The sequence below is a fragment of the Shewanella sp. S1-49-MNA-CIBAN-0167 genome (assembly GCF_040310145.1).
GTDB lineage: Bacteria > Pseudomonadota > Gammaproteobacteria > Enterobacterales > Shewanellaceae > Shewanella > Shewanella psychromarinicola.
The window spans coordinates 1-25929 of record NZ_JBEOPO010000035.1; the positions used below are offsets into that span (position 1 = coordinate 1).

29 protein-coding genes are annotated in these 25929 nt (G+C 42.1%); 14 read left to right on the forward strand and 15 right to left on the reverse strand.

The window, feature by feature from the left end:
• On the reverse strand, positions 1-192 hold a 192-nt coding region (locus AAEZ00_RS15660), incomplete at its 3' end, for a transposase (RefSeq protein ID WP_351089024.1).
• Between the two features lie 257 nt (positions 193-449).
• Here AAEZ00_RS15660 and AAEZ00_RS15665 point away from each other — a divergent pair.
• Positions 450-1226, forward strand: a complete 777-nt coding sequence (locus AAEZ00_RS15665) for a haloacid dehalogenase type II (RefSeq protein WP_502959332.1) — start codon at positions 450-452, stop codon at positions 1224-1226.
• A gap of 61 nt (positions 1227-1287) precedes the next feature.
• Here AAEZ00_RS15665 and AAEZ00_RS15670 read toward each other — a convergent pair whose 3' ends face one another.
• Positions 1288-1776 carry a DUF2846 domain-containing protein gene (locus tag AAEZ00_RS15670; RefSeq protein WP_351089028.1) on the reverse strand — a complete coding sequence of 163 codons (489 nt, stop codon included), beginning with the start codon at positions 1774-1776 and terminating at the stop codon, positions 1288-1290.
• 357 nt (positions 1777-2133) lie between these two features.
• Here AAEZ00_RS15670 and AAEZ00_RS15675 point away from each other — a divergent pair, with 357 nt between their 5' ends.
• The 3 genes from AAEZ00_RS15675 (at position 2134) to AAEZ00_RS15685 (ending at position 4729) form a co-directional block, all read left to right on the forward strand.
• The gene (locus tag AAEZ00_RS15675) at positions 2134-3795 is read left to right on the forward strand and encodes an amidohydrolase (RefSeq protein WP_351089030.1); all 1662 of its coding nucleotides are present in this window, start codon (positions 2134-2136) and stop codon (positions 3793-3795) included.
• 155 nt (positions 3796-3950) lie between these two features.
• A complete protein-coding gene (locus AAEZ00_RS15680) occupies positions 3951-4226 on the forward strand; it encodes a type II toxin-antitoxin system TacA family antitoxin (RefSeq protein WP_124012866.1) in 276 nt (91 codons plus the stop codon).
• Positions 4220-4729, forward strand: a complete 510-nt coding sequence (locus AAEZ00_RS15685; protein ID WP_124012867.1) for a GNAT family N-acetyltransferase — start codon at positions 4220-4222, stop codon at positions 4727-4729. Before AAEZ00_RS15680 ends, AAEZ00_RS15685 begins: the two co-directional genes overlap by 7 nt.
• Positions 4730-5018: 289 nt before the next feature.
• On the opposite strand, the gene AAEZ00_RS15690 is transcribed toward AAEZ00_RS15685, so the two are convergent.
• Positions 5019-6272: a DUF3644 domain-containing protein gene (locus AAEZ00_RS15690; protein WP_124012868.1), complete on the reverse strand. Its 1254-nt coding sequence runs from the start codon at positions 6270-6272 to the stop codon at positions 5019-5021.
• A 289-nt stretch (positions 6273-6561) separates the two neighbouring features.
• Here AAEZ00_RS15690 and AAEZ00_RS15695 point away from each other — a divergent pair, with 289 nt between their 5' ends.
• Positions 6562-6750, forward strand: coding sequence for a hypothetical protein (locus tag AAEZ00_RS15695; protein ID WP_124012869.1), 189 nt, complete (start codon positions 6562-6564; stop codon positions 6748-6750).
• Between the two features lie 114 nt (positions 6751-6864).
• On the opposite strand, the gene AAEZ00_RS15700 is transcribed toward AAEZ00_RS15695, so the two are convergent.
• The gene (locus AAEZ00_RS15700; RefSeq protein ID WP_101033374.1) at positions 6865-7104 is read right to left on the reverse strand and encodes an HP1242/YdcH family protein; all 240 of its coding nucleotides are present in this window, start codon (positions 7102-7104) and stop codon (positions 6865-6867) included.
• 181 nt (positions 7105-7285) lie between these two features.
• Here AAEZ00_RS15700 and AAEZ00_RS15705 point away from each other — a divergent pair, with 181 nt between their 5' ends.
• Complete coding sequence (locus AAEZ00_RS15705) at positions 7286-9157, forward strand: DUF885 domain-containing protein (protein WP_351075410.1); 1872 nt, start codon at positions 7286-7288, stop codon at positions 9155-9157.
• A gap of 170 nt (positions 9158-9327) precedes the next feature.
• Here AAEZ00_RS15705 and AAEZ00_RS15710 read toward each other — a convergent pair whose 3' ends face one another.
• Positions 9328-10527, reverse strand: a complete 1200-nt coding sequence (locus tag AAEZ00_RS15710; protein WP_351075408.1) for an alpha/beta hydrolase-fold protein — start codon at positions 10525-10527, stop codon at positions 9328-9330.
• Positions 10528-10740: 213 nt separating this feature from the next.
• On the opposite strand from AAEZ00_RS15710, the gene mtnC reads away from it, so the two are divergent.
• Positions 10741-11421 (forward strand): acireductone synthase, encoded by a 681-nt coding sequence (gene mtnC / locus AAEZ00_RS15715; RefSeq protein WP_124012872.1) that lies wholly within the window; start codon positions 10741-10743, stop codon positions 11419-11421.
• Between the two features lie 63 nt (positions 11422-11484).
• Here the strand turns inward: mtnC and AAEZ00_RS15720 are convergent, their stop codons facing one another.
• Positions 11485-12501 carry a hypothetical protein gene (locus AAEZ00_RS15720; RefSeq protein ID WP_124012873.1) on the reverse strand — a complete coding sequence of 339 codons (1017 nt, stop codon included), beginning with the start codon at positions 12499-12501 and terminating at the stop codon, positions 11485-11487.
• Positions 12502-12643: 142 nt separating this feature from the next.
• Here AAEZ00_RS15720 and AAEZ00_RS15725 point away from each other — a divergent pair, with 142 nt between their 5' ends.
• On the forward strand, positions 12644-13066 hold the full coding sequence (locus AAEZ00_RS15725) for an acyl-CoA thioesterase (protein WP_101033379.1): 423 nt from the start codon (positions 12644-12646) through the stop codon (positions 13064-13066).
• 60 nt (positions 13067-13126) lie between these two features.
• Entirely contained in the window at positions 13127-13330 is a 204-nt protein-coding gene (locus AAEZ00_RS15730; protein ID WP_267898632.1) for an N-acetyltransferase, read from the forward strand.
• Positions 13331-13334: 4 nt separating this feature from the next.
• On the opposite strand, the gene AAEZ00_RS15735 is transcribed toward AAEZ00_RS15730, so the two are convergent.
• The 5 genes from AAEZ00_RS15735 to AAEZ00_RS15755 all read right to left on the reverse strand — a co-directional run bounded on the left by AAEZ00_RS15735 (position 13335) and on the right by AAEZ00_RS15755 (position 17440).
• A complete protein-coding gene (locus AAEZ00_RS15735; protein WP_372491486.1) occupies positions 13335-13721 on the reverse strand; it encodes an acyl-CoA thioesterase in 387 nt (128 codons plus the stop codon).
• 54 nt (positions 13722-13775) lie between these two features.
• A complete protein-coding gene (locus AAEZ00_RS15740) occupies positions 13776-13949 on the reverse strand; it encodes a hypothetical protein (RefSeq protein WP_351089032.1) in 174 nt (57 codons plus the stop codon).
• Positions 13950-14261: 312 nt separating this feature from the next.
• On the reverse strand, positions 14262-16055 hold the full coding sequence (locus AAEZ00_RS15745) for an AMP-dependent synthetase/ligase (RefSeq protein ID WP_351089034.1): 1794 nt from the start codon (positions 16053-16055) through the stop codon (positions 14262-14264).
• 127 nt (positions 16056-16182) lie between these two features.
• Positions 16183-16323, reverse strand: coding sequence for a hypothetical protein (locus tag AAEZ00_RS15750; protein WP_157822234.1), 141 nt, complete (start codon positions 16321-16323; stop codon positions 16183-16185).
• 730 nt (positions 16324-17053) lie between these two features.
• Complete coding sequence (locus tag AAEZ00_RS15755; RefSeq protein WP_124012879.1) at positions 17054-17440, reverse strand: GntR family transcriptional regulator; 387 nt, start codon at positions 17438-17440, stop codon at positions 17054-17056.
• A gap of 94 nt (positions 17441-17534) precedes the next feature.
• On the opposite strand from AAEZ00_RS15755, the gene AAEZ00_RS15760 reads away from it, so the two are divergent.
• The 4 genes from AAEZ00_RS15760 (at position 17535) to AAEZ00_RS15775 (ending at position 21296) form a co-directional block, all read left to right on the forward strand.
• The gene (locus tag AAEZ00_RS15760; RefSeq protein ID WP_124012880.1) at positions 17535-19145 is read left to right on the forward strand and encodes an alpha/beta hydrolase; all 1611 of its coding nucleotides are present in this window, start codon (positions 17535-17537) and stop codon (positions 19143-19145) included.
• A 2-nt stretch (positions 19146-19147) separates the two neighbouring features.
• Complete coding sequence (locus tag AAEZ00_RS15765) at positions 19148-19882, forward strand: ABC transporter ATP-binding protein (RefSeq protein ID WP_101033385.1); 735 nt, start codon at positions 19148-19150, stop codon at positions 19880-19882.
• Positions 19882-21015 carry an ABC transporter permease gene (locus AAEZ00_RS15770; RefSeq protein ID WP_351089036.1) on the forward strand — a complete coding sequence of 378 codons (1134 nt, stop codon included), beginning with the start codon at positions 19882-19884 and terminating at the stop codon, positions 21013-21015. The genes AAEZ00_RS15765 and AAEZ00_RS15770 overlap by 1 nt, the downstream gene beginning before the upstream one ends.
• A gap of 140 nt (positions 21016-21155) precedes the next feature.
• On the forward strand, positions 21156-21296 hold the full coding sequence (locus AAEZ00_RS15775; protein WP_164839420.1) for a hypothetical protein: 141 nt from the start codon (positions 21156-21158) through the stop codon (positions 21294-21296).
• Positions 21297-21901: 605 nt separating this feature from the next.
• On the opposite strand, the gene AAEZ00_RS15780 is transcribed toward AAEZ00_RS15775, so the two are convergent.
• From AAEZ00_RS15780 to mog, 3 genes are all read right to left on the reverse strand, one after another.
• Positions 21902-22267, reverse strand: coding sequence for a hypothetical protein (locus AAEZ00_RS15780; protein WP_124012882.1), 366 nt, complete (start codon positions 22265-22267; stop codon positions 21902-21904).
• A complete protein-coding gene (locus AAEZ00_RS15785) occupies positions 22267-23289 on the reverse strand; it encodes a hypothetical protein (RefSeq protein WP_124693458.1) in 1023 nt (340 codons plus the stop codon). The genes AAEZ00_RS15780 and AAEZ00_RS15785 overlap by 1 nt, the downstream gene beginning before the upstream one ends.
• A 192-nt stretch (positions 23290-23481) precedes the next feature.
• Positions 23482-24015, reverse strand: coding sequence for a molybdopterin adenylyltransferase (gene mog, locus AAEZ00_RS15790; protein WP_101033387.1), 534 nt, complete (start codon positions 24013-24015; stop codon positions 23482-23484).
• Between the two features lie 244 nt (positions 24016-24259).
• Between mog and AAEZ00_RS15795 the strand changes: the two genes are divergently transcribed.
• Positions 24260-24757, forward strand: coding sequence for a prepilin-type N-terminal cleavage/methylation domain-containing protein (locus AAEZ00_RS15795; RefSeq protein WP_124012885.1), 498 nt, complete (start codon positions 24260-24262; stop codon positions 24755-24757).
• A gap of 155 nt (positions 24758-24912) precedes the next feature.
• Here AAEZ00_RS15795 and AAEZ00_RS15800 read toward each other — a convergent pair whose 3' ends face one another.
• Positions 24913-25536: a TetR/AcrR family transcriptional regulator gene (locus AAEZ00_RS15800; protein WP_124012886.1), complete on the reverse strand. Its 624-nt coding sequence runs from the start codon at positions 25534-25536 to the stop codon at positions 24913-24915.
• Positions 25537-25929 lie beyond the last annotated feature (393 nt).

Consider the following 25929-nt stretch of genomic DNA (forward strand, 5'->3'; position numbering starts at 1 on the left):
TAAAAATCGACGGTAAATGGTATTCCATAAGCCAAAATATTCAGGTAAATCTCGCCAAGGGCAGCCAACACGCAATCGGTAAAGGATACCTTCCATCGTAAATCGATGCTCTTGCTTGTTATAAACTCTATCATCAAGCAGAATAGCTTTTAGCTTCGACCACATCTCATCAGTGAGCATTAATCGGGGCATGGTAATCTCGTTGTATTTGTTTTTGGCGAAGTGAATTATACGAGATTACCTTCTTCGCACAAAATTCAAACAAAGATCAACAGCCCCTAGTAAACGTGACAATAAAACCGTGATTTTAAGGTCAGTTTCATTTAGGCTGACTATATTAATGAACAATCGTTCAACTTGTTAATGTCAGTATCACTGACAACAACAGTGAGATGAAGACTCGATAAATTCTTTTCAACCAACATTACATTGTCAGAGGTTTTATGAAAATCCGTATTTTATTATCGCTTGCCACTGCTTTTTTTATGCTTAATGCCAGTAGCGCTTTTGCTAAAGATCCAGCAAATACTGCGGTGCAACCCCCATTAACTAAGCCTAAAGTGATTATTTTTGATGTTAATGAAACCTTGTTAGATCTTGAAAATATGCGCGCCTCTGTGGGTAAAGCACTTAATGGCCGTGAAGATTTACTGCCATTATGGTTCTCAACCATGCTGCACCATTCTTTGGTTGTTTCAGCGACAGGTGATTACCAAACGTTTGGCAGTATTGGCGTTGCGTCACTGCAAATGGTCGCCGAAATCAACGGCATTGCCATCACACCAGAACAAGCTAAAACCGCCATTCTAACGCCACTACGTTCATTACCTGCCCACCCAGATGTTGCCGAAGGCTTAGCTAAATTGAAGGCCCAAGGCTACAAACTAGTCACCTTAACTAACTCATCATTAGAAGGCGTAACCTTACAGCTTAAAAACGCTCATTTAAGCCAGTATTTTGATGCCAACTTAAGCATAGAATCTGTTGGGGTATTTAAGCCGTATTTAAAAACTTACCAATGGGCCATTAAAGATTTAGGCGTTAATGCAGATGAAGCGTTAATGGTTGCTGCACACGGCTGGGATATTGCCGGTGCAGATAAAGCCGGCTTACAAACCGCCTTTATTCGTCGCCAAGGTAAAGTGTTGTTCCCACTAGCCGCACAACCAGACTACAAGGTACTGGATGTTAACGAACTCGCCAGCACCCTAGCTAAGGTTAAATAGCCTTAACGACTATCGCCCAGCATTGGCTGGGCGATAGAGTTGAACAGAATTAGGTTAGCGTTTAAGGATTTGCAGGCGCTTGTTTAGGCAAGTAAATATCCAGTTCTGTTTCTTTAGCTAATTTACACTCTTTGATATTTTTCATACCGGTTTGGTTATCTACTGTTTTCAAAGCAGCACCACCAACAAAAACACCCATCTTAATATATTGCTCTACAAAATAGAGCTGACCAGACTCTACTGGTAACTCAATATTATTCTCACTAAACTCAGACTCTGTCGCAAGAGCATAACTACCCGGTGCTAATTCTTTATAAAAGTAGACTTTATTTGCAGTCTCACCGATTAGCTTACCACCTATATATACGTTCTTTTTAAGTGCTTGGCCGACAAAACTGTTCCGATAAATATATAAACCAGCATTACCATTTTGCGGCTTCTGAAACTGCTTTAAGGCATTATCTTGCTCAGAAGAAGCCATTGGAACTGACGCACAGCCAGAGAAAAATGTCACAGCGATAAGAGATAGAACTAAATAGATTTTTTTCATTATTATTTACTCTGATAATTATAATTGAACAATATAAGCCCATCGAAACAGACTATTTACTCAAGTAATAAGACGGGTAAAAAGGTAGGTAGTGAGACAATAGCCATCCTGACTTTAGTTTGCTCTGTCCTTGAGTTTAATAGAGCAGTCTTAGAGGTGTAATGTAGATCAAACCACTTTGTCATACAATAGCTGCATGAACGTAATTTAAATGTTGTGCTCTAATTACAATTTTACGTCTACATCTGAAAAAATACAGTCACATATAGAATTTCCTCCCTCACGCCCCTTGCCATTAACCATTATTTAACATTTAATAAGTGCTGATTAAATGGTCGCATGAAAAGAGATAATAAGATGAAAAAAGGGTATTTAGTGCTATCGGTTGCATTAGGTTTTGCAGGGTTAAGCGCCAGCAGCATGGCACAGACAACCTTGGTACATCACGTTAATGGCTACACACTGGTTAATGGAAAATTACAGACCTTTAATGCGATCCAATTTACCGATGATAAAATTGATCGACTATTTACCTTAAACCAAACCTTACCTACAGCGACAGATATCACCTCAATTGATGGCCAAGGTAAAACCTTACTCCCAGGCTTAATCGATGCCCACGGTCATGTGCTGGGTTACGGATTAAGTTTATTAACCGCCGATTTAACCAATACCAGTAGCGAGCAAGATGCCGTTGCACGCGCACAAGCATTCAACAGCAAAAATCCAACTGATGGCTGGTTAATGGGCCGCGGCTGGAACCAAGAATTATGGGATAGTAAGCAGTTTCCGACTAAAGAAAGCCTAGATAAAGCCTTTAGCGCTAATCCAGTGTCATTTGGCAGAGTCGATGGTCATGCTATTTGGGTTAACAGCAAGGCGTTAGCACTCGCGGGCATTTCGTCAACCACAGTGGCACCAGAAGGCGGTGAAATTGTTAAAGACGACCAAGGTAATCCTACTGGTGTGCTTATCGATAATGCGATGAGCTTAGTGTTTAACGTCATCCCTGAACTTAACCCGCAACAACTTGAATCGACTTTAATCCTAGCGATGGACAGTTTGGCGTCATATGGACTCACCAGCGTTCACGACGCTGGGATCAGCATTAACAACATCAACGCCTATCAGCAATTAGCCGCAAAAAAGGCCATGAGCTTGCGCGTCAATGGCATGTTGTCGGTAGAAGCCCCCCGCTTTGATAGCATATTAAAACAAGGTTTTATCACCACGGCTGACGACATGTTTAAAGTCGATAGCGTAAAAATCTCTGCCGACGGCGCGCTTGGCAGCCGCGGCGCCGCATTGATAAAAGAATACTCAGATCAGCCAGGCCATAACGGTCTACTGCTTTATTCAGACGAGCAATTAGGTAAACTTATTTTACAGTCGATGAAAGCCGGATTTCAGGTCAACACCCACGCCATTGGCGACAACGCCAACCAAGTGGTACTCGATAAATACCAAACCGCCATTGCAGCAACAGACTCAAAAGCATTGCGTCACCGCATTGAACACGCACAAGTTCTCGATTTAGCCGATATACCGCGTTTTTCTAAACTTGGGGTGATTGCCTCTATTCAAGCAACCCATGCCACCAGCGATAAGAACATGGCTGAAAACCGCTTAGGCAAAGCCCGCCTAGCCGGAGCTTATGCGTGGCGCAAACTGTTAAACGCCAACGCCGTCATCGCCAATGGTTCCGACTTCCCCATCGAATCTCCCAATCCATTTTTCGGTTTGCATGCCTCCGTAACTCGCCAAGATCATATAAACAAACCACTGGGCGGCTGGCTCGCCACTGAAAAACTCTCACGCATTGAAGCATTCAAAAGCTTCACCATCGACGCCGCCTACGCAGGCCATCAAGAGAAGCTCTTAGGCACATTAGAACCCGGCAAAAAAGCAGACTTTATTTTGGTCGAAGATGATTACTTTGCAATAAACCCACAAAAAATCTGGCAAAACAAAGTCATCGCCACCTGGGTTGATGGACGCAAAGTGTTTGCAAAAGAGTAAACAATGTTGAGCATGGCTTATTGGTAAGCAAGATAAGTGCAATGAGTCTTGAACACCTTATTAGCCCGTGTGCCAAAGTGACACCCAGATTGATTTTTGAACAATTTAAGTTCACAATACTCATGTGACATTTTGGCACAACTGGAGATTACATTATGACGACGACTTTACCTCGCATCACCGCTAGAGTTGATGTCGACACCCAAGATTTACTGGCTAAGGCAGCAGCGATCGCTGGCATGTCGAGCATTAACTCATTTGTTCTGAGTGCGGCAATCGAAAAAGCCAAACAAGTGATAGAACGTGAACAAACGCTAAAACTTAATCAAACAGATGCAATCTTGCTTATGGAAGCGCTAGACAGTCCTGCAACACCAAACTCAAAACTCAACGAGGCTGCTGAACGTTACGAAAGCAAAACCCAATCATGAATACGGTACTGCTTGATAAAGCTAAACACGATAGAAACCGATTTAACTGTGGTATTGAAGCGCTTAATAACTACCTGAAAGTCATGGCGAGTCAGCAAGCCAAGAAAGACAACAGCAGAACTTTCGTTTTAGAAGATGATAACGATAACTCGCATATCATCGGCTTTTATACATTAACAATGACGACGATTGACTTGAAGGCTTTGCCGAATAAGCTACACAACAAGTATCAATCATCCACCTCTGGCGGCCTTATAGCCCGCTTAGCAATTGATGAGCGCTATAAAGGCCAAGGCTTTGGCGAGTGGTTACTTATTGATGCACTCCGAAAACTGTTAGCAGCGAGTGATAGCGTAGCATTCCCAGTGGTCATTGTTGACGCCAAAGTTGACGCAAAAGATGGCGCAAAACACTTCTATGAACGCTATGGATTTCAGGCCTTTCAAGACGCAGAAAACAAACTGTTCATCATAATTGCAGATGTAAGAGCAAGCTTAAACTAGTTAACCACAAGCCTTTGACATACTCACCGTAATTCGTCGAACTTACTTGGTATTGGTTTAGCTTAATTTGAATCGTCACTTCATTGTCACTAATTGCCTGCCGCAGGCTACGTGCAGATGATTAAGCGAGACGCCGCAAGCACATCCATGTGGGCTTAGCCAAAACATCCATGTTTTGGATACTCGCTGACTCATCTGCACCTGTGATTCTACTCTCTTCGATTTAACTTCATGGTTGTCTAACGGCAAGACGAAGCTCACCTTTTGACTAGCAGGAGGCTCATATATGTTAAATGGCTTGCCTGCGCACCCTTGCAATCTCATCCTTATTGCTTAGTTGTCTAATAAGAAATTCTGCCCATCGACGTGAATATAAGTAACCGTCAAAACCTTCAGAATAAGCTGCATATTCTCCTTTGAAGGTGATTACCATTTCACGAGGTCTCGCATTATAATACTTCCAACATTTAGTATGTAACGTAGGATTAAAGTCTTTTATTTTCTCTTTAACGATAGTAACAACTTTGCCTGGTTTTAACTTAAATGGAGACTCTATACCTTTAATAAAAGCTACGCCTCGCTCATAGTTTTCCATTTCATTATCATTGAGTTTATTAACGTTAATAAACTCAATAGCTAAGTCAGCTGATTTTGCATGATTTCCGAGCTTGGGGACTAAAAAAGCCCTTATTCTATATTTCTGGCTTTCCAATACGTCATCAGATAAATCGTTTTTATATGTTTCCATGTACTCACGCACAACACGGTAATTTTCGGTTTGAAATTGTTTTAAAGCATCGAGTTGAGCTTGTTCTGAAGTTCGGGTTAATTGCATAGCAATCGCTAACCTAGCCATTAATGCATGACTATCACCAAACTCTTCAACTAGAAGATTCTCAAAATTATTAAGTGCAGATTGGCATTCACCGCTAGTTGCGAGATCAACTGCTGGTAAACTTCTATGTTCAATCTTATTTCTGAGTCCAATAAGAAAATTTAAATTTTTGGTTTCAGGGTTATCCTCGCCACGCCAATATTCGTTACAGCAACGATACAACTCCCATGCTTTTTCTTCACCATCAATTATTATTGGATTTCCTTCTTCATCAAGATGAAAATAATTTTGTTCTTTTTTCTCAAAAATAGCATGAAACAAAGCTGTGTAAGCAATGACGATATTAACTATAAAGCCATATGTTTTAAATTCCGTATAAGGATTGTTGTACGTCGATACAGCCAGTAAAGCGAACTCTCTAGCTTTGTGAAGCAAAATACTTTTTGGCGAAAGGTTGTTTGGATCTTGCAAATTTTGTGAATGTATAAGACTAAATTCAGCCTTGCTTAAATAGATGAGCCCCGTAGAAGTATATTGGCTACCGTCTCTTTGAACGAATTGGTGCCATCTTTTAGTTGGATATGTTTGACAACTACTTATTGCCCAGCCTGATGCCTCTGCCAATTCAGTCATTGTGAAAGCTTCTCCAGCTTTCTCCTTAGCGAGCATAAACTCAAATGCTAGCTCTACTCTTTGATTCCGATTCAACGCAATACTCCATGAGTTATTTTAAAGCTGATTAATTAATTTCATCCTACATTTGCTATCTCTTTGGTGTAAAGCAATTAAATCTATTCACGTTGCCTTTACATGTAGACTGCTTAAGACAACCGACAAAATAATGCGTGAGCAGACTTAAACCATCAGGATTCAATCACATTGAGGGCGTTGAAGAAAATGACGTGAGCTGGCCATGGACGGCCAGCTAGCTTTCGAGGGGAAGGGACGCCCCATCGGAAGCGTTAGCATTTTCGAATAAGGCCGAAGCAGGATTCAAATGAAGTTAAAAGCTGGATCAATTTCCGTCGCGACCTTTTCGCTGTTTGAAAATGTTGCCGGAACGGCAGGGGTGATCCAAGAGGGGATTGCTGTTGATCCCCTTTTGGCCAGTGCAGGGTGGAACCTTGCGATCTTAATTCAAACGAAGTTTGAAAAAGCTGGTGTGGGCGAAGCGCCACGACCTTAGTGGCCGCAGGCCATAAAAATAAGAATAAGAATATAGCTGAGATAGCAGCAAAAATTGACCATGTCATCACAACCTAAGTGGTGACATAGCCAGAAAAAATGCTGAATAAACGAATTAAGCTTGAGAAATCTGCTGGTAAAGCTTGTCTTTGAGTACTGTTCGGTCAAGCTTGGCTTGATGCATAAAGTCATCGCTTGTTGGAGAGTTTCGTAACTCCAGCTTACGAATTTCAGTATCTAATTTATGATACTGCTTCGCATCTTCTACAAACTCAGTATCACTCGCGGTTAACAATAAAATCTTATTTTGATACTCAGGAAAATCAACTAATAGCGCATGGCTTTCACCTAACATACCTCTCTCCTTTTCATGTCAATGTCTAGTTAAGTTAGACCATATTTAAACGTCATCGTCAAATTTACCCCCACATCTTTCAATAAAATGGACATAAAAACTGCAACAACGTAACCGTTATAACTGTTAGGATGTCGTCATATTCCTACTTGAATGCCGCGATTAACTTAATGAGTAATCAATGAAAAAATTTTTCCATGTATTAATCATAAGCCTGCTAGCCACCGCTTGCTCCGACTCTACCACCGCGGACAATAACTCAAACGCTGCAAGCTCCCAAACAGATAGCTCAGCCACCAAGCTCAGTCTTAAGCAGCAAGTAAAATCGATCACTAAAGACTATTTCCTACTAAGGCCCGAAATTGCCACCTACTATGGCGTGAGTGATGCCAGTATCGATGCCAATGTCATGTCTAAACTCACCGACTACAGCCCTAGAGGTGAAACCCATCGCCGCCAAGGCCTTAAAGCAATACTAGGCCAGCTCAACGATATTGATGCAGCAAGCTTAAGTTCATCCGATAAAATTAGCTTAAACGCAATAATCTCGGAAGTAAAAGGTGCATTATTACCCGCTCAAATTGTTAATTATGGCAATGTCCTGGGCGAGTATGGGGTGTGGTTTCTACCCTATGCGGTTAACCACTTGTCGGGTTTGCAAATTGAGTTCCCCGGCTATATGGAAGACAAGTTTGCGGTGACCAATACGGCCGAAGCCAATGCCTATTTAACTCGTTTGAACATTTACCCTGCGGCTATGGGCACTCTGGTTGACAAACTCAACCACGACGTTGCCATGGGCGTCATTCCACCGGACTTTGTTATTGATAATACTCTACGCGGCTTAAGATCACAGATCAGTGGCCCAGCAAACATGCATCCTTTAGTCACCAGCTTTAACGCTAAACTTAACGCCGCCAAAATGGCAGATAGCGCTGCTTTGGTAAGCTCTGCCGCCGAATTAGTCGATACCAAATACTATGCCGCCACCCGTCAACTTATTATGGCATTAGAAGCCGTGCGCCCAAAAGCGACCCATGACGCCGGAATAGGTCGTTTACCCCAAGGCGCTAAACTGTATAAGGCACTTATTCAGCATTTAGGTAACTCAAACAGAACCGCCGATGATATTCATCAACTAGGGTTAACTGAAGTGGCGCGGATCAGCACTGAAATGGACGGATTACTTAAAGAAGTCGGTTATGTTGACGGCTCCGTGGGTGAGCGCATGCAAGTGCTACTCAACGACCCGCAGTACCTTTATCCCAACACGCCTGAAGGTAAACAAAAGCTGATGGCAGATATTGATGCTGACCTGGCCTTAGTTAACGCAAAATTACCAGACTGGTTTGGCCTATTACCCAATCAAGATGTGGCTATTGCAGCCGTACCAGCCAGCCGCGCAGCCTCTACTAGCGGCGCGTTCTACGATGCCCCCTCACAAGACGGTTCGCGCAAAGGCACCTTCTGGATCAGCTTGTATGACACCGCATCACTTCCCTCTTATTCATTGCAAACCTTGACCTACCACGAAACCAATCCAGGTCATCATTTACAAACCATAATTGGCTTATCTGATGAACTCCCCCTGATGAGCACAGTCTTTTACTCTAATGCCGCTGGTGAAGGTTGGGCCTTATACGCCGAGCGTTTAGCTGCCGAAATGGGCATTTACGCTAATGACCCTATCGATAACATTGGTCGCCTCCAATCTGAACTGCATCGTGCAGTTCGGTTAGTGGTTGATACTGGTATGCATGCCAAAGGTTGGAGCCGCGAGCAAGCCATTGATTATGCTATTGCTACCGAAGGCATTCATTTGTCTGAAGCCACTGGCGAGATTGAACGTTACGCCGTCTGGCCAGGCCAAGCACTAGGCTATAAGTTGGGAGAATTAAAGATTCTCGAACTCCGCAAAAAAGCCAAACAAGTGTTAGGAGACAAGTTTGATATTAAAGTGTTCCACGATCGTCTACTTGAAAATGGCGCTTTGCCACTTGATTTAATGGAGCAAAAAATCAATCAGTGGTTAGCCAGCGAAACTGCTGCGTAATCAACCTAAGCTCGAAGTAGTAATCTCAGCTCAGAATAATATTATTTAAGCAGGTTAGACAGTAAAGCCACAGGACGAATACTCGTGCTGTGGCTTTATTGTCATTTATCTTTTTTCTAGTTTGGTTTAGTTTGGTTTAGCTTGGTTTTGACACGCTTAGTTTGAAATGCTTAATTTTGAAACGCTGCTAATTGCTTAGTGTATTTATTTTGATAGAACGGATGGTCGGTACTCGCTAACGCTTGTTGTTCAGCTTCGATAGCCTCACTCATTTCACCTGTGGCGGCATAAACACTGGCTAACTCATGGTAGGCCGAATGCGCTTTAGGGTAGGCTTTCAGCGTATCTTGATAAACCCCGATCGCTTGCTCTGGCGCTGCTTCAACTAAGCTATTACCTAAGGCTAACAACGAATCAATTGCTGGCAAATCAAAGCCATAAACCTCATCAGATAAGCGTTTATAATAGGCTAGAATTGCTTGAGCCCCCTGTCGCGATACCTCTGAATCAGCCGCCAAAACAGTGTGAACATCATTAAATATCATCTCTATGCCCAACGCCGTCGCCAAGATAGGTTGAGTCATATAATAGCTGCCGTCAAAACGCTTTATTTGATAGTTCAATTTACTGTTGGCATTGGTTTGAATCATATCTTCCAGCTTAGCAAACGAATCAAGCTGCCTTTGCTCAAAGTCGCTATCACTGGTGCTAACAAATAGAAATCTTGGTTTGCCTTGCATATTTTTGAGCTTTTTAGGCGCATCATTTAGCACATAAGCAAAGTCTGAAGATAACACTGGGCTGGCAGCAATATAGGCATTAAATAAGCTAGGACGATTAATTAAGCTGTATAGCACTAAACCTGCATTACCAGTAAAGCCGTTAAAAATACGAAAGCCATTGGTGCGATAGCGTTTATCAATTGCGGGCAGTAAATCTTGCTCAAAAAAGTCCAGTAGTCCTTGATCGCCTTGTCGCTCAATGGCACGCTGTTTTAACTTCCCCAAGCCTTGGTGGCCGTCGGGCGCGGTAACAATAATGGTTTCTAACCACGGCCAGCCACCATTATGGCTCATCCAGTCGTGCATGCCCGCTAAATACAAATGGCTACGTGGATGTAAGTCAAATAACACCACGTAACGCTTATCGGTTTGCTTGGTATAACTGTTTGGTAAGGTCACCAAAAAATCGGCTTGCTGGCTAAATAATGCGGACTTCACACTTAGTATTTCAGTAGTCTGCAGTGGCAATATTTCTGTGGAAGACACTACACCTATGTGAAAAAAACTTAATAATAACGTGCATATAGACAGGCTTTGAGCCCATAATCTCGACCATTTTAAATAACGTTTTATCCCTATTGTAAGCATGGTTTCTTCCTTGTGAAACGTGACAGTTAAGTTATCCCTGAAGCTACCAGACCACATCACTCAAGGCAATTTAGCATTACCTAAACCCAGCTCACATCTTGTACTAATAGTCAGCTAACAAGAATGTTATATCATCAATAGCACTAGCCTTAATCGCCAATAAAGCATAGGATCATCATTAAGTTAATTAATTGTTTTGGAGTAACAAATCTTATGAGTATTAGAGCTATCATCGTTGATACCGCCGGTACCACTACCGATCTTAACTTTATTCAGGATGTGTTATTTCCTTACTCAAGAAAGGGTATGGCTGATTTTCTTGAGCAAAATCAACATAACGTATTAGTTGATTATTGCATTAGCGATGTTAAAGATATCGCCCTAGAACCAGATGCATCACTCGAACGAGTTATCGAGATTTTACAACAATGGATTGACGAAGACCGTAAAGTTACGCCACTGAAAACCCTGCAAGGACTCATCTGGAAACAGGGTTATAACCGCGTTGAGTTTACCGGTCATATTTATCCAGACTTTATTGACAGCATTGAACGGATTAAAGATAAAGGCATTCGTATATATAGCTTTTCATCTGCCTCAGCTGAAGCGCAAAAACTGCTTTTTAGCCATACTAACTCAGGTGATTTAACCCATTATTTCAATGGCCATTTTGATACCCGTACAGGTAATAAATTAGACAAACAAGCCTACTGCAATATTTGCAATACGATTAGCTTGAAGCCAAAACAGATCTTATTTGTATCTGATGTAGCAGAAGAACTCAAAGCCGCAGAAGCTGCAGGCATGATCACGTGCCAAATGATCCGTTTTGCCGACCAACGTCAAGCAAAGTGCAAAAAAATCAGTAGCTTTAGTGAATTATCCTTCGATTAATGCTTTTTCATTAGCGATAAAAAAACGACCTTTTTAGGTCGTTTTTTTTATTCACCTCGTCTGCTAAAGAGGAAAAGCAGGAGAAATGCATTTTTTTACTTCAAAATGATAGCCATACTCTGCCTTTATATCAGGTGTTATCTCGAGGATTTCGTAATCATTCAGCTCGACCACATGCGACTGAGGTAACTTTTTACAACGCGATTTAACATTAGCTTCCAACTGAAACGCAAACAACGCAATCGCTTTACGTACGCCGGTAAAGTACTGGCTACGTAAATGATTATAAGGCTGCTTGGCTATCTCATCTATTGCAGCTAATTCTTGTTCGTGAACTATCTCATCAGCCGTCATGACCATTGGAGATTCATCGGCTTCTTTCTCAACGGACGGGGCTTTCACTATGGTAAAGACATCGTCATCGAATTCGGTTTCTGCTTCGACTAACGTCACCATTTGCGGATCGTCTAAGGCCTTTTCAAACTGACCATACAAATCCATCAGCATGGCTAAGTGGTACAACAACACCGCTGCTAGAATAACCCGCACCCAAAAGGTACAGCGATGAAAATGCAGATGGTTAATTAACCGAAAGTTTTTTACCCCCAATGGACGCAGCAAAAAAGAAACGGTGAACATTAATGGGAAAATCAACTGTAACATTAGCAACACAATGCAGCTCATTACCACGCTCCATGCGGGTAAATAGAGCAAAATGGCAAAGTTATGGGTGTAATTAAAATTGCTGGCGGCCACGCCCACCACATCATTGACGACTGAACTTGAGCTAGCCAAGGCAAAGTTGGCCACGATGGCGTAAAACAATAACAACACCGCTTTGCCCGCCAAACTGTGCCACATACGTTCAAACAAATGCCAGAATTCAATCGACATGGCTATCACACTGATCATTGCGACCCACACCACCGAATCGGTGGTAAACAATAATACTATCGCCACAAAATATAGCTTTTGCGGCAAACTCAGTTGATTTTGTAAAACGGCAATGCGTGCCGATAACACCGCTTCACATGACGATAGCCATGAACGTGACTGAGTTAAAAAAGCCAGCTTTTGCAAAGTTAAATCCTCATAAGTGTAATGACCTGTATGTCGGTATTATCTGCTTAAATTGACTCTTGTTGATCACCTGTATGGCTGATAGATTAACGCTGCTCATTTAAACAAGCGTTTAATTTATAATCCATAACAGAGAACCGCCATGAATGACTTTTTAGCACAACACTCTATTAGCACTGATATTCAAGTAGCATGGGGTGACATGGATGCACTGCAACACGTTAATAACTCGGTGTATTTTAAGTACTTTGAAACAGCTCGTCTCGATTTTTTTAATCAAATCAACCTACTTGGCGATCTTAAATCCACTGGTGTTGGCCCAGTACTTAGTGAAACCAATGCCCGCTTTAAGCGCCCAGTGACCTTTCCTGACTCAATCGTTGTCGGAGTCAAGATAAGTGATATTCATAAAGAGCGCTTTGTCATGCATTACACCGTGTTCAGCAAGGCACAACAAGCCGTTACTACCATCGGCTGGGCTAAAGTGGTTATGTTTAACTTTAAAACTGGCAAAAAATCTGAGTTAACCCCAGAATTACTTCAAGCCCTAAAACAACATGAATAGCGATATGAAGATCAATATGAACAACAGCACATACAACTCCTGCCCGAGCAACATCGTTTTGTGGTCGTCACCCAAGGTGTTGAAGCCATGCTTGAATATCACCTAGATGATCAAAATATCGATTTTTACCGTGCCTTGGTACCGCTAACATTACGCCGCCAAGGTATTGCCGAAAAATCAGTTCGCACTGGGCTGGCATGGGCTAAAACAGAAGGTCTTAACATCAGTACCCGCTGTAGTTATGTGGTCAATTTTTTGCGCTGACACCTTAAACTACACCGGTTAATGCTGCCAATTGCTGACGCACATGTTCAGCAAGCGGCTGACTTTTTTCTGTTTGGTAATTGTAGTGCACCATGGTCGTAGTTGCTTCGGCAGTTTTTTTACCCTGCTGCCAGCAGCTTTGCAATACATCAAAGCTGCTATTACCTAAACGGCTAATGTGGGTTTTTATCGTCACTTCCTCGCCGTAATAAGTGGGCGCACTAAAAGCAATGGTAAAGCCGGCAATAATCATATTCCACGTAGTTAAATCTTGGCCTGGATGAACGATTTCAAAAATCGGCTCGCGCGCGGCTTCAAACCACACCGGGATCACTGTGTTGTTAATATGCCCTAATGCGTCGGTTTCACAAAAACGCGGTTTCAAAATCATGCTAAATTGGGTATCTGCCACAAAAATTCCTTTATTATTATTTTAATACGATGGCTATAAATCCATGGTTTTTTTCTTGATGCAAAAAACGCCTTTGCCCCATTCTAACGACTCAACTTGTTGCGGGTCATCAAAAAAATAATCGTAACCGTAATAAACCTGGTAACGATTATCCTTAAACGGCTTAACGTCAGGCAGGCACTGCAGATTGATTAACCATTGATGCACGATCTACGCGCCGTGAAATCCCCAGCATTTCAGGATAATCATCGCGCCACCACATCGGGGCACAAATAGCCCCCGACGGTTAGCCATTTCGGCATAATTGTCGCGTGAGATCCTTAACTTTGCGGATCAAAGTCGTTTTGATACGTTACCTTACATAATAGTGCATAACCTTCATATAGGTCGCGTTTGAGTTTTTTCCAATCAATGCTATCGGTCGAATAAGACCTATTTATGCTTAAAAAAAATCACCGCTCTGTGAGTCATCAACAAAAAAGACGCGAATGCGTCCTTTTGAGTCTTTCACACTATGATTTAATGCCCATACATGGCATTAATTTCATTATGGTATTTGCTGTAGATCATTTTACGGCGCAGCTTTAATGTGGGGGTGATTAAGCCGGCTTCCATTGAAAAGGCTTCATGTAATAGGGTGAATTTTTTAATTTTTTCAAAGCCGGCCAACTCATGTTGTAACTCTTTTAAGCGCTGCTCAAAATGAGCGACCACTTGTGAATGCCGCAACAAATCAATCGGATTTTCAACATAAATACCTTGGGCATGGGCCCAAGATTCTAGGGCGGAAAAGGCTGGCACAATAAGCGCTGACACGTAATTACGCGCATCGGCAATAATGGCCACCTGCTCAATAAACGGGCAACACCCCACTTTACCTTCAACCCGCTGTGGGGCAATGTATTTGCCGTTAGAAGTTTTCATCAGTTCTTTAATGCGATCAGTCATAAACAGATTACCCTGCTCATCAATGCGGCCAGCATCGCCGGTTTTTAACCAGCCGTCTTCAAAGGCTTCAGCAGTATCTTCGGGGCGATTGTAATAACCGCGCATTACCGTGTCGCCTCGCACTAGAATTTCATCGTCTTTGCCTAGCTTTATTTCCATGCCATCTAGTGGTTTGCCATTCGATCCCGGCACGCGATTGTCTAAGGTGTTACAGGTTACCGTGGCACTGGTTTCTGTCATGCCATAACCACATAACACAGGCACACTAATGCTGTGAAAAAAGCCGCCGACATTAACGTCTAACGCCGCGCCGCCCACTGGCATAAACTTCAAACGGCCACCCAACACTTGCTGTAGTTTGCGGTAAACCAGCTTGTTGGCCAGTTTCCACTGAGCACTTAACCATAAACTACCTGATGCTCGACCTTGGCTGACTTCAAATTGGCGTTTGCCTACTTTAATCGCCCAAGTAAATAGCGCTTGTCGAGCTTTAGGGGCTTGGCCCACTTTATCGTGCACTGCACTGTATATTTTTTCTAAAAATCGCGGCACCACACATAAGGTATGTGGTTTAACCGCAACAAGGGCTTCTTTAATGCGGTTAGTATCATTTAAATACACATTGTGACCGCCACGACACAGTACGTACATGGTCCAACCACGTTCAAATACATGGCTTAACGGTAAAAAAGCTAATGACACATCACCTGGAGTAAACGCTAATTTACTGTCATGTTGGTTGATCATTGAAGCAAAATTACGGTAGTCCAGCATTACACCTTTAGGATTACCCGTGGTGCCTGAGGTGTAAATCAGCGTGAATAAGTCATTTAAATCTGCAGCGTCGAGTCTGGCTGTTAACTCTTGTGCAATGCTTGGATTAAATTGGGTTGTTAGCAAGTGATCAAAATAAACATGATTATCGCTATTTAGGATCACGTTCGCGTCAAACACTACAATATGCTTTACGCAGTCTGCTTGTGCGGCAACGGCACATGCCATGTCATATTGTTGTTGGTTACCGGCAAAAATTAATTTTGCTTGGGCATCATTAACAATGAATGCGGCTTGATCTATGGTGCTGGTTGGATACACAGGCACCACCACATTGCGGGCTTTAAGTGCACCAATATCAGCACACGTCCACTGTGGGCAGTTTTGAGCTAAAATCACCACTTTATCTTGCACTTGTAAACCAAACTTAATTAACAACTGTGCGACTGAGTCTGTGACGGTATTGAATGCATTCCAGGTCACAGTATGCCACGGCGCGGGCATATCAAAGCCTTCAAGCGCAATGTTATTAGTTAATAACTGGCTCTGCTGTTGCATGAGTCGTACGACATGGTATTGATCTAGTGACATATTACAGTGCCTTCTTAGCTTACAAGTGTTCCGCTTTTCTATTCTACCTTAAGCGACTAAAAATCATATGAGTTTTTGCTCTATTTTTGAGCTTGAAGTCACGTTCATACTAAAAATTGACAACTTATTAAGCTGTGGTGATGCCATTTTTCCACAATTTTCGCTTACCTCTGGCTAGGGCTCCAACACCTATGGCGAGCAATGGGATGTCGATAAACAATACCCTAACCGCTCTAGCAACGGGTTCGCCTTGGGTATCCACCAGCACACGTTGACCTTTTTTTGATCAAGGCAACATGGCTAGCAACGCGCGCTAAGTCTGAGGTGATACCCAATAAAAATATCACGGCAGCCCCGAATTAAGCACAAGATCAAATAAGTCGTTTATAAGCTGGCGTCTGGCAGCGGGGTCAAGACTCGGGATGGGCTCATCGAGTAATTATAAGTGGGGCGATACGCCATTGTCATAGTTAATGTCATAGTTAATGCCATAGTTAATGCCATTGATTGACACTGAGCAACAGACAATTTTTGCATCGTTTGAGTGACATCTAAATCAAAATAAAAATCAAAATATTTCAGTCAATCTTGTTCGAGTGTTCTATCCCAGTTAAGGTTGGAGTTTAGGTGTAGTTTTTACGTTTATCTATGATGAAACCTTCATAGCCAAAAGGCTGTTGCGGCAAATAATTAATGTGTTCTTTTGCTTATATTGACAGGGCTGTAGGTGTTTAATCGAGAGTTAAAATATCCTCGGTCTCAATACCAACAAGGCCTAAGACACAGCGCATAAAGGGTCGACTGACCGGCACCATTTTAACCGAATAATCTGACCACAGTGCAAGGGTGAAGTGTCATCGACAGATCAACCAACACAGTGTTACCGCGGTAGATTTGTCTTTGGTGGCAAAGAGTTTGCTCACATGATTAACAGTAAAACGGGCTGTTGTTCAAGTTCCATTGTCGACTTCCTTGAGGGTGTTGTTAACAAAATCGACTTAATTACCGCTGTTTTTATTCCAAAATTGTTCCAATAAAATCTGTAACTGGTCATAATCGACCCCTAATTGTCGCGCTTGCTCAACCAATGCGGTTAATTGCGGTGCCAACAAACTACCGCCAGAGGTATTATTAGCTGGCGTTCTTGCGGCAATCCGCGATGGCTGACCACGACGGCGTTCAATCCAGCCTTGCTCAGCAAGTTGCTGCATTGCTCGCGATACTGTCATTGGGTTTACCGCTAAATGCTCGGCAAGATGGCGCACCGAAGGCAGAATCTCTTCAGGGTGCAACTGCCCGCCGACAATTAAGCGCACGATTTGATCGTGCAACTGTCGATAGATGGGTTCACCACTGTTAGGGTTAACATTTAATAATTCTAGCATTCGCCTTTAACAACCGTATTAACGCATTGATACACTCATACACTAAATGCTAAGGTAGCATAATCGCCATGAAATGCAAAAAGGAAACATTCCGATGATCAACAGGAAGTTTGTCAACACCGCCTTGGCTCAACCGGTTAGCCGCTCAGGGTTATGCCAATCGGCAACACTTACCAGCCGTTGGCTCGCGGTGGCCATTGTTATTTTATTCGCCAACTATAGCTATGCCGACACACAGGAAGCCAATGAGACTGCGCCCGCTAAAACTACAGCTTGTTACTTAGACGGTTTAGACGAGCAATTACAATGCGGTAAAATGAGTGTGCCAGAAAACCCCAAACAACCTGACGGTAAGCAAATCGACATTCATTTTGCGATTTTGCCGGCGATTAAAAACACTTATCCGGATGAAGCTTTACTCGCCATAGCGGGTGGGCCAGGCCAATCGGCTATCGAAAATGCCGCCAGCTTTAATCGTATGTTGTCAAAAGTCCGCCAGCAGCGTGATATTTTACTCATCGACCAACGCGGTACAGGCCAATCGAACATACTATCTTGTGACGATGACACCACAGCAATACTCAGTATGAATGATGATGATATGGATATCATTGCTATGACTGAAAAGTGCCTAGCTCAAATTGATGCCGACGTGACTCAATACGGCAGTAACTCAGCGTTAAAAGACTTCGAAGCGGTACGCCAATTTTTAGGTTATCAAAAACTGCATCTCTATGGCATTTCATATGGTTCACGCATGGCACAGCTTTATATGCGTCATTATCCAGAAGCCTTATTAACAGTGACATTAGATGGTGTGGTGCCAATGCAACAGAGTGTTGTCGCGATTGGTAGTTCAATAGAGCGTGGCTTAAATGTGTTATGGCGTGACTGTAAAAGTACACCGGCTTGCCAGCAACAGTTTCCTGATTTGGCAGATGAATACAATAAAGTCGACCAGCTGTTGGCTAGCGCACCGATTAATCAGCAGGTGCGCGATCCACAAACTAATCAACTTAGCGACTTTCTACTCACCCGCGGTAAGTTTTCTGGTGCTATTCGGATGGCAATGTACATGGCCAATATTCGCGCACTACTCCCCCATGCTATTCATCAAGCGGCACAAGGTAATTATCAATCGATATTAGGCATTTACGCGTTAACCATCGACAGCACAGGTATTGCCATGGGCATGCATGCATCGGTAGTTTGCGGCGAAGACATTCACCGCATTAGCGAACAAATGCGTAAAGATGCCAAAGAGTCGTACATTAGTAGCAGCATGTTAGATGGGTTAGAAAAAACCTGCCAAGCTTGGCCGATGCCAACGGTTGACGATAGCTTTAGCGAGCCCATCCACAGTGACATACCAACCCTACTCTTGTCTGGTGAACTAGATCCCGCCACGCCACCCAATTGGGGCGCCTTAGCGCAAGAGAAACTCACTCAGTCAAAGCACTTGATTGCCCCCTACGCGACTCACGGGGTGGCTGGTCAAAGCTGTGGTAATGATTTAGTCGCCCAATTAGTTGATCAAGGTTCGGTAAAAGACCTCGATGGCGCATGTTTACAAAAAGACGTACGTCGCAGTTTTTACCTCAACGCCAATACTGTAGAAGCACTGCCGGTTACCGACAACCCAGCCGACATCGAAACCAATCTCGACACAACGGCGCCAGCGAATATCGCTACAGATAAGGAATAGTCATGATTACTGTTGCAAACTTAACCAAAAAGATTGGCGATATTCAGGCATTAGATGATTTAAGTTTTAGCGCCGAAAATGGTCAGATCACCGGCTTACTCGGCCCAAATGGCGCCGGTAAAACCACCTGTTTACGCACCTTGTTTGGATTGCTCAAACCCGATTCAGGCACTGCCACGGTAAATGATATTGATGTAGCCGATGATCCGATTGGAGCCAAGAAGCAGTTGGGTTTATTCCCCGACCCTTTTGGTTTGTACGAGCGCCTTACCCCACGGGAATACATTAGCTTTTTTGCCGAACTGAGCGGTATGTCGCGTAAACAAGCTAAACAAGCCACCGCAAATGTCATTGCACAATTGAAGCTTGAAGACATTAGCGACCGTCGCTGCAAGGGCTTTTCCCAAGGTCAACGGATGAAAACCGCCTTAGCACAAGCGATTGTACATAGACCAAGTAACATTATTTTAGATGAGCCGACTCGTGGACTCGATGTGATGAACACCCGCCTATTGCGCGATATCTTGCTACAACTCAAAGCCGAAGGGCATTGTGTACTGTTTTCAAGCCATGTAATGCAAGAAGTCGCCGCCTTGTGTGACCGCGTCATCGTGATGGCTAATGGTAAAGTGATCGCCATGGGCAGCCCTGACGAACTGTGTCAGCAAACCGGCAAAGACTCACTAGAAGATGCATTTATCGAACTTATCGGTACTGACGAAGGAATTGCAGCTTAATGAAAATGATACTCGCAATGGTGCGCAAAGAACTCGTCGATGCCGCACGTGACAAGCGTTCGGTAATGGCTGGGCTGTATTACGCCATTGGCACCCCGCTGCTCATGTGTGGCATGTTTATGGTGTTAATTGGTCAACTGTCTAGCCCAGAAGATTTAAACATCAATATAAACAACGCAGATAATGCACCCGATTTAGTACGCTACTTAAGCAATAACGGCATTAACCATGGTGAAGGCGAAGACGCCAACAAAATCACCTTAACCATTAGCGACGATTACGCCACCAACATGGCCAAAGCCAAACAAGCTGAAGTGTTATTAATCGCCGATAATTCAGATGAGAAGCTGCAAAAGTCTATCCGCCGACTAGAACGTCAGCTGCAAACTTATAGCGCCGAAATGGGTAGCATACGGCTAATTGCACGAGGTATTAATCCACGTATTACCCAACCACTCAAAATCAATGTCGAAGACCAAGCCACCCCAGATTCTAAAGGCGGGATGATTTTAGGCATTGCCATTTTCACCATGATGTATTCGGTGTTCATCTCGGGCATGAACCTTGCTATCGACACCAGTGCCGGCGAGCGTGAGCGTAATTCACTGGCACTATTACTCAGCCACCCAATGAGCACCCGCCAATTAGTGATAAGTAAAATCATTGCCGTAAGCTGCTTTGCGTTACTTGGCTTAATCCTGATTTTATTAGTCTCTAAAGTGGCGTACGCCTTTGTCCCGTGGCAAGAAATAGGCTTTACCGTCAATATTACCCAAGACTTTATGGGCTTAATGTTCATTGTAAGGATCCCGGTTGCCTTGATGGCCGCAACCTTACAACTGTATGTGTCGTTTATGGCTAAAACCTTTAAAGAGGCGCAGTCATATTTAACCATGGTGCTGTTTGTGCCACTGGCACTATCAATTGCAGCCAGTTACAACATCGCCCCAGATGTATTGCAGTGGTTACCCGTATCGGGCCAGCAACAAGCCTTAATGGACTTTATCAAAGGTCGTGAAATTCCGATGCTGCAGCTAATTATTTCATCAATCACCACGCTGATCATTGCCATTGCATTAGCCGCAGGTTTAGAAAAGTCGCTTAAAAGTGAAAAAGTCGTCTTTGGCTTATAAGAGTTGGTTTATATCGATGTGATCCCAGCCTTGACGGCTTGAGATAAGGCTGGCTGATTTACCCGTAATCATTAACAAGGATGGTTTAACAGGGAATATTAACAACCAATAATGACGGACAACGCTATCGCGATTATCTGTTGGCATTCGTTGTTATTGTCGGCACGACAGCATCTGAAATGTCTAAACACTATTTAGAGCATAAACAACAAACTGACACCGGCAGCGTTGCTGAGCTTAAAATCCAAAACCAAGCGCTGACTGAGCGAGTGCCAGAGTGAGTGAAACGCGTTAGCGACAATGGCGTTAAGCTGAAGCAGCCGTTTAAACAGTTGTAGTGTTTGCACTAAAGTCCAGACACCTAACTACACAGGGAGGGTTGTCGGCTATTTCTGTTGGCTAATAGCATTCATTTGAAGTCAATAAATAGCTGATAAATAAACTATTAACCGAATTTTTAATCAATTAATATATTCCAGTAAATGCTGGACAATCGCGATGACCTTAAGAGTTAATCAACGAAAGTTCTGACAACATACTAGCAATAACAGCACATATGCAATTAGACATGAAAACAATGAAAAAGCTTGAATTGCCATTGTACGTTTAGAGGGATTTCATGCCTTAACTCAAATAATTTATAACGTTTAGTATGCCAATAAATATAAATATAATGTTCAAAATCCAACATAAAAACATTCAATGAATAAAAAAGGCCCTTCCTCTAAATTTTTCTATACGCTTTTAAAGTAATACTTATATAATAAAGGAGAAGTCAAAATAATCATCAAAAAACTTGATAATAAAAATTTTATCTGTTAAAAATCCTGGATAACTATCATACTCAGATAATATTAGATCTAAATATTAAATTCCCATCATAAAATTATTTTATAGTTGGATATATGTAATCTAAAATAACCATAGTAACAAAACAGAGTGAATCAATCATAAAAATGATATAATAAACTTTAAAAATACGTGTTATTTTAGTTGGTACACAATCTTTTAAATGAAATAAATTATACCGCTTTGCATACCAATCAAACATAAAAACACTCGCATAATGAAGCGTTCCATGTCCTGTTAAAAAGATGTTTAATGAGAAATATTCACGTCCATTTTCTAATATCCCTTCAACTGACTTAATACGTTTTTTGTATATATATAACAACATAGGCAACAAAACAAATAAACCTAAAAATACAAAGCTGCCACCTAATAAAAGCCCTATAAGATCTGTTATTGACATTATTTTTCTATCACCTCGTACAAAAGTTCTGCTTTATCTCCTATATAATGACCCCCATGCTTCGCCCCAAAATATCCTCCAACACCACCGGCGACTATCCCACACCATAGTAAACTAGTCCCGCCACTAGGAAGACCAAAAACAATTGAACATAAACCATAACTTGCAATAAAACCACCGCCAGCGCCCCCGACAATAGATCCAGCGCCTTTGCCCGTCTCAACATATTTAGCTTTAGTACACTCAAGACCTGTACCTTCAAGACAAGCTCGTTGGATATTTGCTGTTGCCTCAACACCCGTTAATACAACGCCTACATATCCAACACGCTTTAAGTTTTTTGCCATATTCGCTACAGTTTTATAATGTTCAGCAAAAATAGGAATATTTTGAGCATGTCCGCCCATTTTATCCCAACGTCTAATTAAACTTTTGCTACTTAAACCTAATTGAGTTCGAATATCTCCTGGCATTAAATTTTCACCAAACGCGGGCTGACCAAAGCGTCTTAAAGCATTCTTTAAATTAGAAAAGATAACCTTCCTTCGATGTTGAAACTCAGGAGACCTCAAGTTACCTTTTGCGTTATAAGTCTTAACATACGTCTGCTCTAAATTTTTTAAGTTCTCCTTTACAAAGCTAACATGCGAGTTCCAAGTGTTATTAGCTACGCCTAATAATAAGCCGTTATATTTAGCAACATTACTGAGTAAGTCGTACCGCTTGGCCAAAACTTCTTTTTCAATCTCATCAAGCTCTCTCAACTTTTTATCAATAACCAACGCATACTTTTGAAACTCTTGTTCTTCTATTGTGCACTCAAATGTATTTAAAGGAGAAATTAAAACGATTTGACCAGGCTTAGCAAAGCCATCGATTAGATGAGAGTTAACAAATTTAAAATGCTCAAAGGTTTCTTTTGTTGGCATGTTGTATAGCGCAAGGATCAATACATTGACCGCCATACGCTTCTCAACAATATGTATTGCAAGACCACTTGGTATTGCAGAGGTATTACTCATAAAACATCCTTGCTTTCACGATTTAGTCCTTCAATATTTAGATCTATATTTTACACCTATGCCTCTAATTTTCTATTATCAAATAGGATATAAATACCTTTACCTCCACATCATAATGGTTATAAAGCGTATCGTATGGGTCTTTTTATCCTCACGACACGCTTTAACATAGCAGAAACTGAATTTTTTTAATTACTTAGCTTTAGGTCTAAATGGCTTGATCACTGCTTCGTCACACACCAAAAACGGTCCATCCATTAAGTCGATACAGTATGGAATGGCTGGGAATACCGCATCTAAACATTCGCGAATAGACTTAGGTTTACCGGGCAAATTGACAATCAGCGAATCGCCGCGTAATCCTGCAGTTTGACGTGATAAAATAGCAGTTGGTACAAACTTTAATGACTCGGCGCGCATGAGTTCACCAAAGCCTGGCATCATTCTATCGCACACAGCTTCGGTAGCTTCTGGGGTAACATCGCGTTTGGAAGGACCCGTTCCACCAGTGGTCACGATTAAACAACAATCTTGGTTGTCGGCTAAATCAATTAATGTGGCTTCAATAACGTCACCCTCATCTGGGATCACCTTGTAAACAGGTTCCCATTCAGAGGTTAAGTATTCAGTTAATACATCAATAATAGCTTTGCCCGACAAATCTTCATATATACCCGCGCTGGCACGATCGCTCACGGTAACGATGCCTATTTTAGCTTTGCTCATGGTTATCTTTCCCTAATGTGGGTAAATCAATCTCAGCTAGAGTTGAGGTTAAATCAATAATGCACTTATAGACCGACAATCTACCAAATAAATGCAAGTTCACAAAATAACAGATCGATAAATAGATCACTGTTTCAGTATAAACAATGACTTCGTCTAATAGAGTATTTATCCTATATTACCTTTTTAGTTCGGCTTAGTTTACATGCTAGGTTGCTGATGACTATAAAAACGAGATCACAATATGCATACTAATCGACAGCGCGGCTTTACCCTTATCGAGCTAGTTGTAGTGATCATTATTTTAGGTATTTTGGCTGTGGTAGCTGCGCCGAAGTTTATTAACCTAAAAAGTGATGCGCTTATCGCCAATTTAAATGGTTTGCAAGGGGCGTTAAAGTCGGCCAATACCTTAGTGTATTCTAAAGCAGTATTAACTGGTCAAGAAAAGCTCGAACCCGGTTCGGTGGCAGTTAATGGCACACCGATTAGCACCACTGTGGGCTACATTACATCTTCACCAGCCAATGTAGCAGCGGCTATTGACGGTTCTTTTGAAGTGATGACTGGTGCACAAGATGAGATTACCGCGGACTGGGGATTATTTAATGATCCAGGAAAAACCATGCATATTTACCCTAAAGGATATGGCAATACGGGTAACAGTAGCTTGCTTTACAATGTTGATTCAACGAATACCACCGAACCGACGTTTTACAGTATTACCAGCAGCGGCTGTTAGGGCTATATGAACAAGGAGTAACAAACAAAAGAGTCAATATTGAGAGAAGATTGAGACGGTAAAAGATACGGTGAAAATTACAGTATCAATTGATTTACTGAATGGCTAGCCTTAGTAACCGAGTTAATAAGCTACTGAATAAGCTACTGAATAAGCTACTTAGGATTGACGTATAAAATCAAAATACCTGCAATCGCCATGCTAGCGACTTGCTGCAACTCTTCAATGCTTGCCCCTTCTGATGCTTGAATCGACATTCCCTGAAACAAGGTGCTAATGAATCGCGCTAACACTTCAGGCTGACAATCTGCATTTAATTCACCTTGATGCTTGGCTTGCTCAAATCGGGCAATCAACTGGAGCTTATGTTGCGCTTTGCGCTCTAAAACAGCTTGTTTAATAGACTCGCTCGCCTCACTACATGAAAGGGTGCTGTTAATTAATGCGCAACCTTGAGGGTGGCTACAGTCAGTAAACTTGGCTGCAGCGCCAAGCAATAAGCCGCGAACCACATCAGCAACATATTGATGTTTAAAAGCCGTATTAAATAATGAATCTGGGCGGTTTTCGTATAAATCGATGGCTTTTAAAAATAGCTGCTCTTTATTACCAAATGCGGCATACAGGCTAGGCTTCTTGATCCCCATTGCCTCGGTTAGCTCGTTTAAAGAAGTCCCTTCATATCCATGACGCCAGAAAACATTAAGCGCTTGCTCTAATGCTAAGTCGATATCGAACCCACGAGGGCGACCAACGCAAGCTGCTTTTGTGATTGTCATAAATAGTACCTCATATATTAACGCAGCTTTACTTATCAGAAACTTAACTGGCTTTCTAATGACAAATAACCCGCATACTTTAGCATAATATTAAGCCATCTTAGGGTTAATATTGTGCAGATTTGTCGCAATTATAACAATTGAACAAGTATTGATTAACGCTATTTCATCGCAACAAATCACCTTGTAAGTAGTGATGTTACTTTATCTTCCCGCTAATTGAACCTCTTGTCAAAATAATTTAATACCTGTCGGTACAAAAGTCATTGACAGGGTTATTTTAATCTATATATTACCGTTCGGTACAGAACATTTTTTACCTATCGGTATAAAATTAATCCGCACACCAATATAACGACCCTATAGCCTGCTGAAACAAACGTAAATGCTATT

Bases quoted from the DNA above. Each gene is read 5' to 3' on its own strand.
- AAEZ00_RS15670 (WP_351089028.1), bottom strand. From the start codon at position 1,776: ATGAAAAAAATCTATTTAGTTCTATCTCTTATCGCTGTGACATTTTTC.
- AAEZ00_RS15675 (WP_351089030.1), top strand. From the start codon at position 2,134: ATGAAAAAAGGGTATTTAGTGCTATCGGTTGCATTAGGTTTTGCAGGG.
- AAEZ00_RS15680 (WP_124012866.1), top strand. From the start codon at position 3,951: ATGACGACGACTTTACCTCGCATCACCGCTAGAGTTGATGTCGACACC.
- AAEZ00_RS15695 (WP_124012869.1), top strand. From the start codon at position 6,562: ATGAAGTTAAAAGCTGGATCAATTTCCGTCGCGACCTTTTCGCTGTTT.
- AAEZ00_RS15700 (WP_101033374.1), bottom strand. From the start codon at position 7,104: ATGTTAGGTGAAAGCCATGCGCTATTAGTTGATTTTCCTGAGTATCAA.
- AAEZ00_RS15705 (WP_351075410.1), top strand. From the start codon at position 7,286: ATGAAAAAATTTTTCCATGTATTAATCATAAGCCTGCTAGCCACCGCT.
- AAEZ00_RS15710 (WP_351075408.1), bottom strand. From the start codon at position 10,527: ATGCTTACAATAGGGATAAAACGTTATTTAAAATGGTCGAGATTATGG.
- mtnC (WP_124012872.1), top strand. From the start codon at position 10,741: ATGAGTATTAGAGCTATCATCGTTGATACCGCCGGTACCACTACCGAT.
- AAEZ00_RS15725 (WP_101033379.1), top strand. From the start codon at position 12,644: ATGAATGACTTTTTAGCACAACACTCTATTAGCACTGATATTCAAGTA.
- AAEZ00_RS15735 (WP_372491486.1), bottom strand. From the start codon at position 13,721: ATGATTTTGAAACCGCGTTTTTGTGAAACCGACGCATTAGGGCATATT.
- AAEZ00_RS15745 (WP_351089034.1), bottom strand. From the start codon at position 16,055: ATGTCACTAGATCAATACCATGTCGTACGACTCATGCAACAGCAGAGC.
- AAEZ00_RS15755 (WP_124012879.1), bottom strand. From the start codon at position 17,440: ATGCTAGAATTATTAAATGTTAACCCTAACAGTGGTGAACCCATCTAT.
- AAEZ00_RS15760 (WP_124012880.1), top strand. From the start codon at position 17,535: ATGATCAACAGGAAGTTTGTCAACACCGCCTTGGCTCAACCGGTTAGC.
- AAEZ00_RS15765 (WP_101033385.1), top strand. From the start codon at position 19,148: ATGATTACTGTTGCAAACTTAACCAAAAAGATTGGCGATATTCAGGCA.
- AAEZ00_RS15770 (WP_351089036.1), top strand. From the start codon at position 19,882: ATGAAAATGATACTCGCAATGGTGCGCAAAGAACTCGTCGATGCCGCA.
- AAEZ00_RS15780 (WP_124012882.1), bottom strand. From the start codon at position 22,267: ATGTCAATAACAGATCTTATAGGGCTTTTATTAGGTGGCAGCTTTGTA.
- AAEZ00_RS15785 (WP_124693458.1), bottom strand. From the start codon at position 23,289: ATGAGTAATACCTCTGCAATACCAAGTGGTCTTGCAATACATATTGTT.
- mog (WP_101033387.1), bottom strand. From the start codon at position 24,015: ATGAGCAAAGCTAAAATAGGCATCGTTACCGTGAGCGATCGTGCCAGC.
- AAEZ00_RS15795 (WP_124012885.1), top strand. From the start codon at position 24,260: ATGCATACTAATCGACAGCGCGGCTTTACCCTTATCGAGCTAGTTGTA.
- AAEZ00_RS15800 (WP_124012886.1), bottom strand. From the start codon at position 25,536: ATGACAATCACAAAAGCAGCTTGCGTTGGTCGCCCTCGTGGGTTCGAT.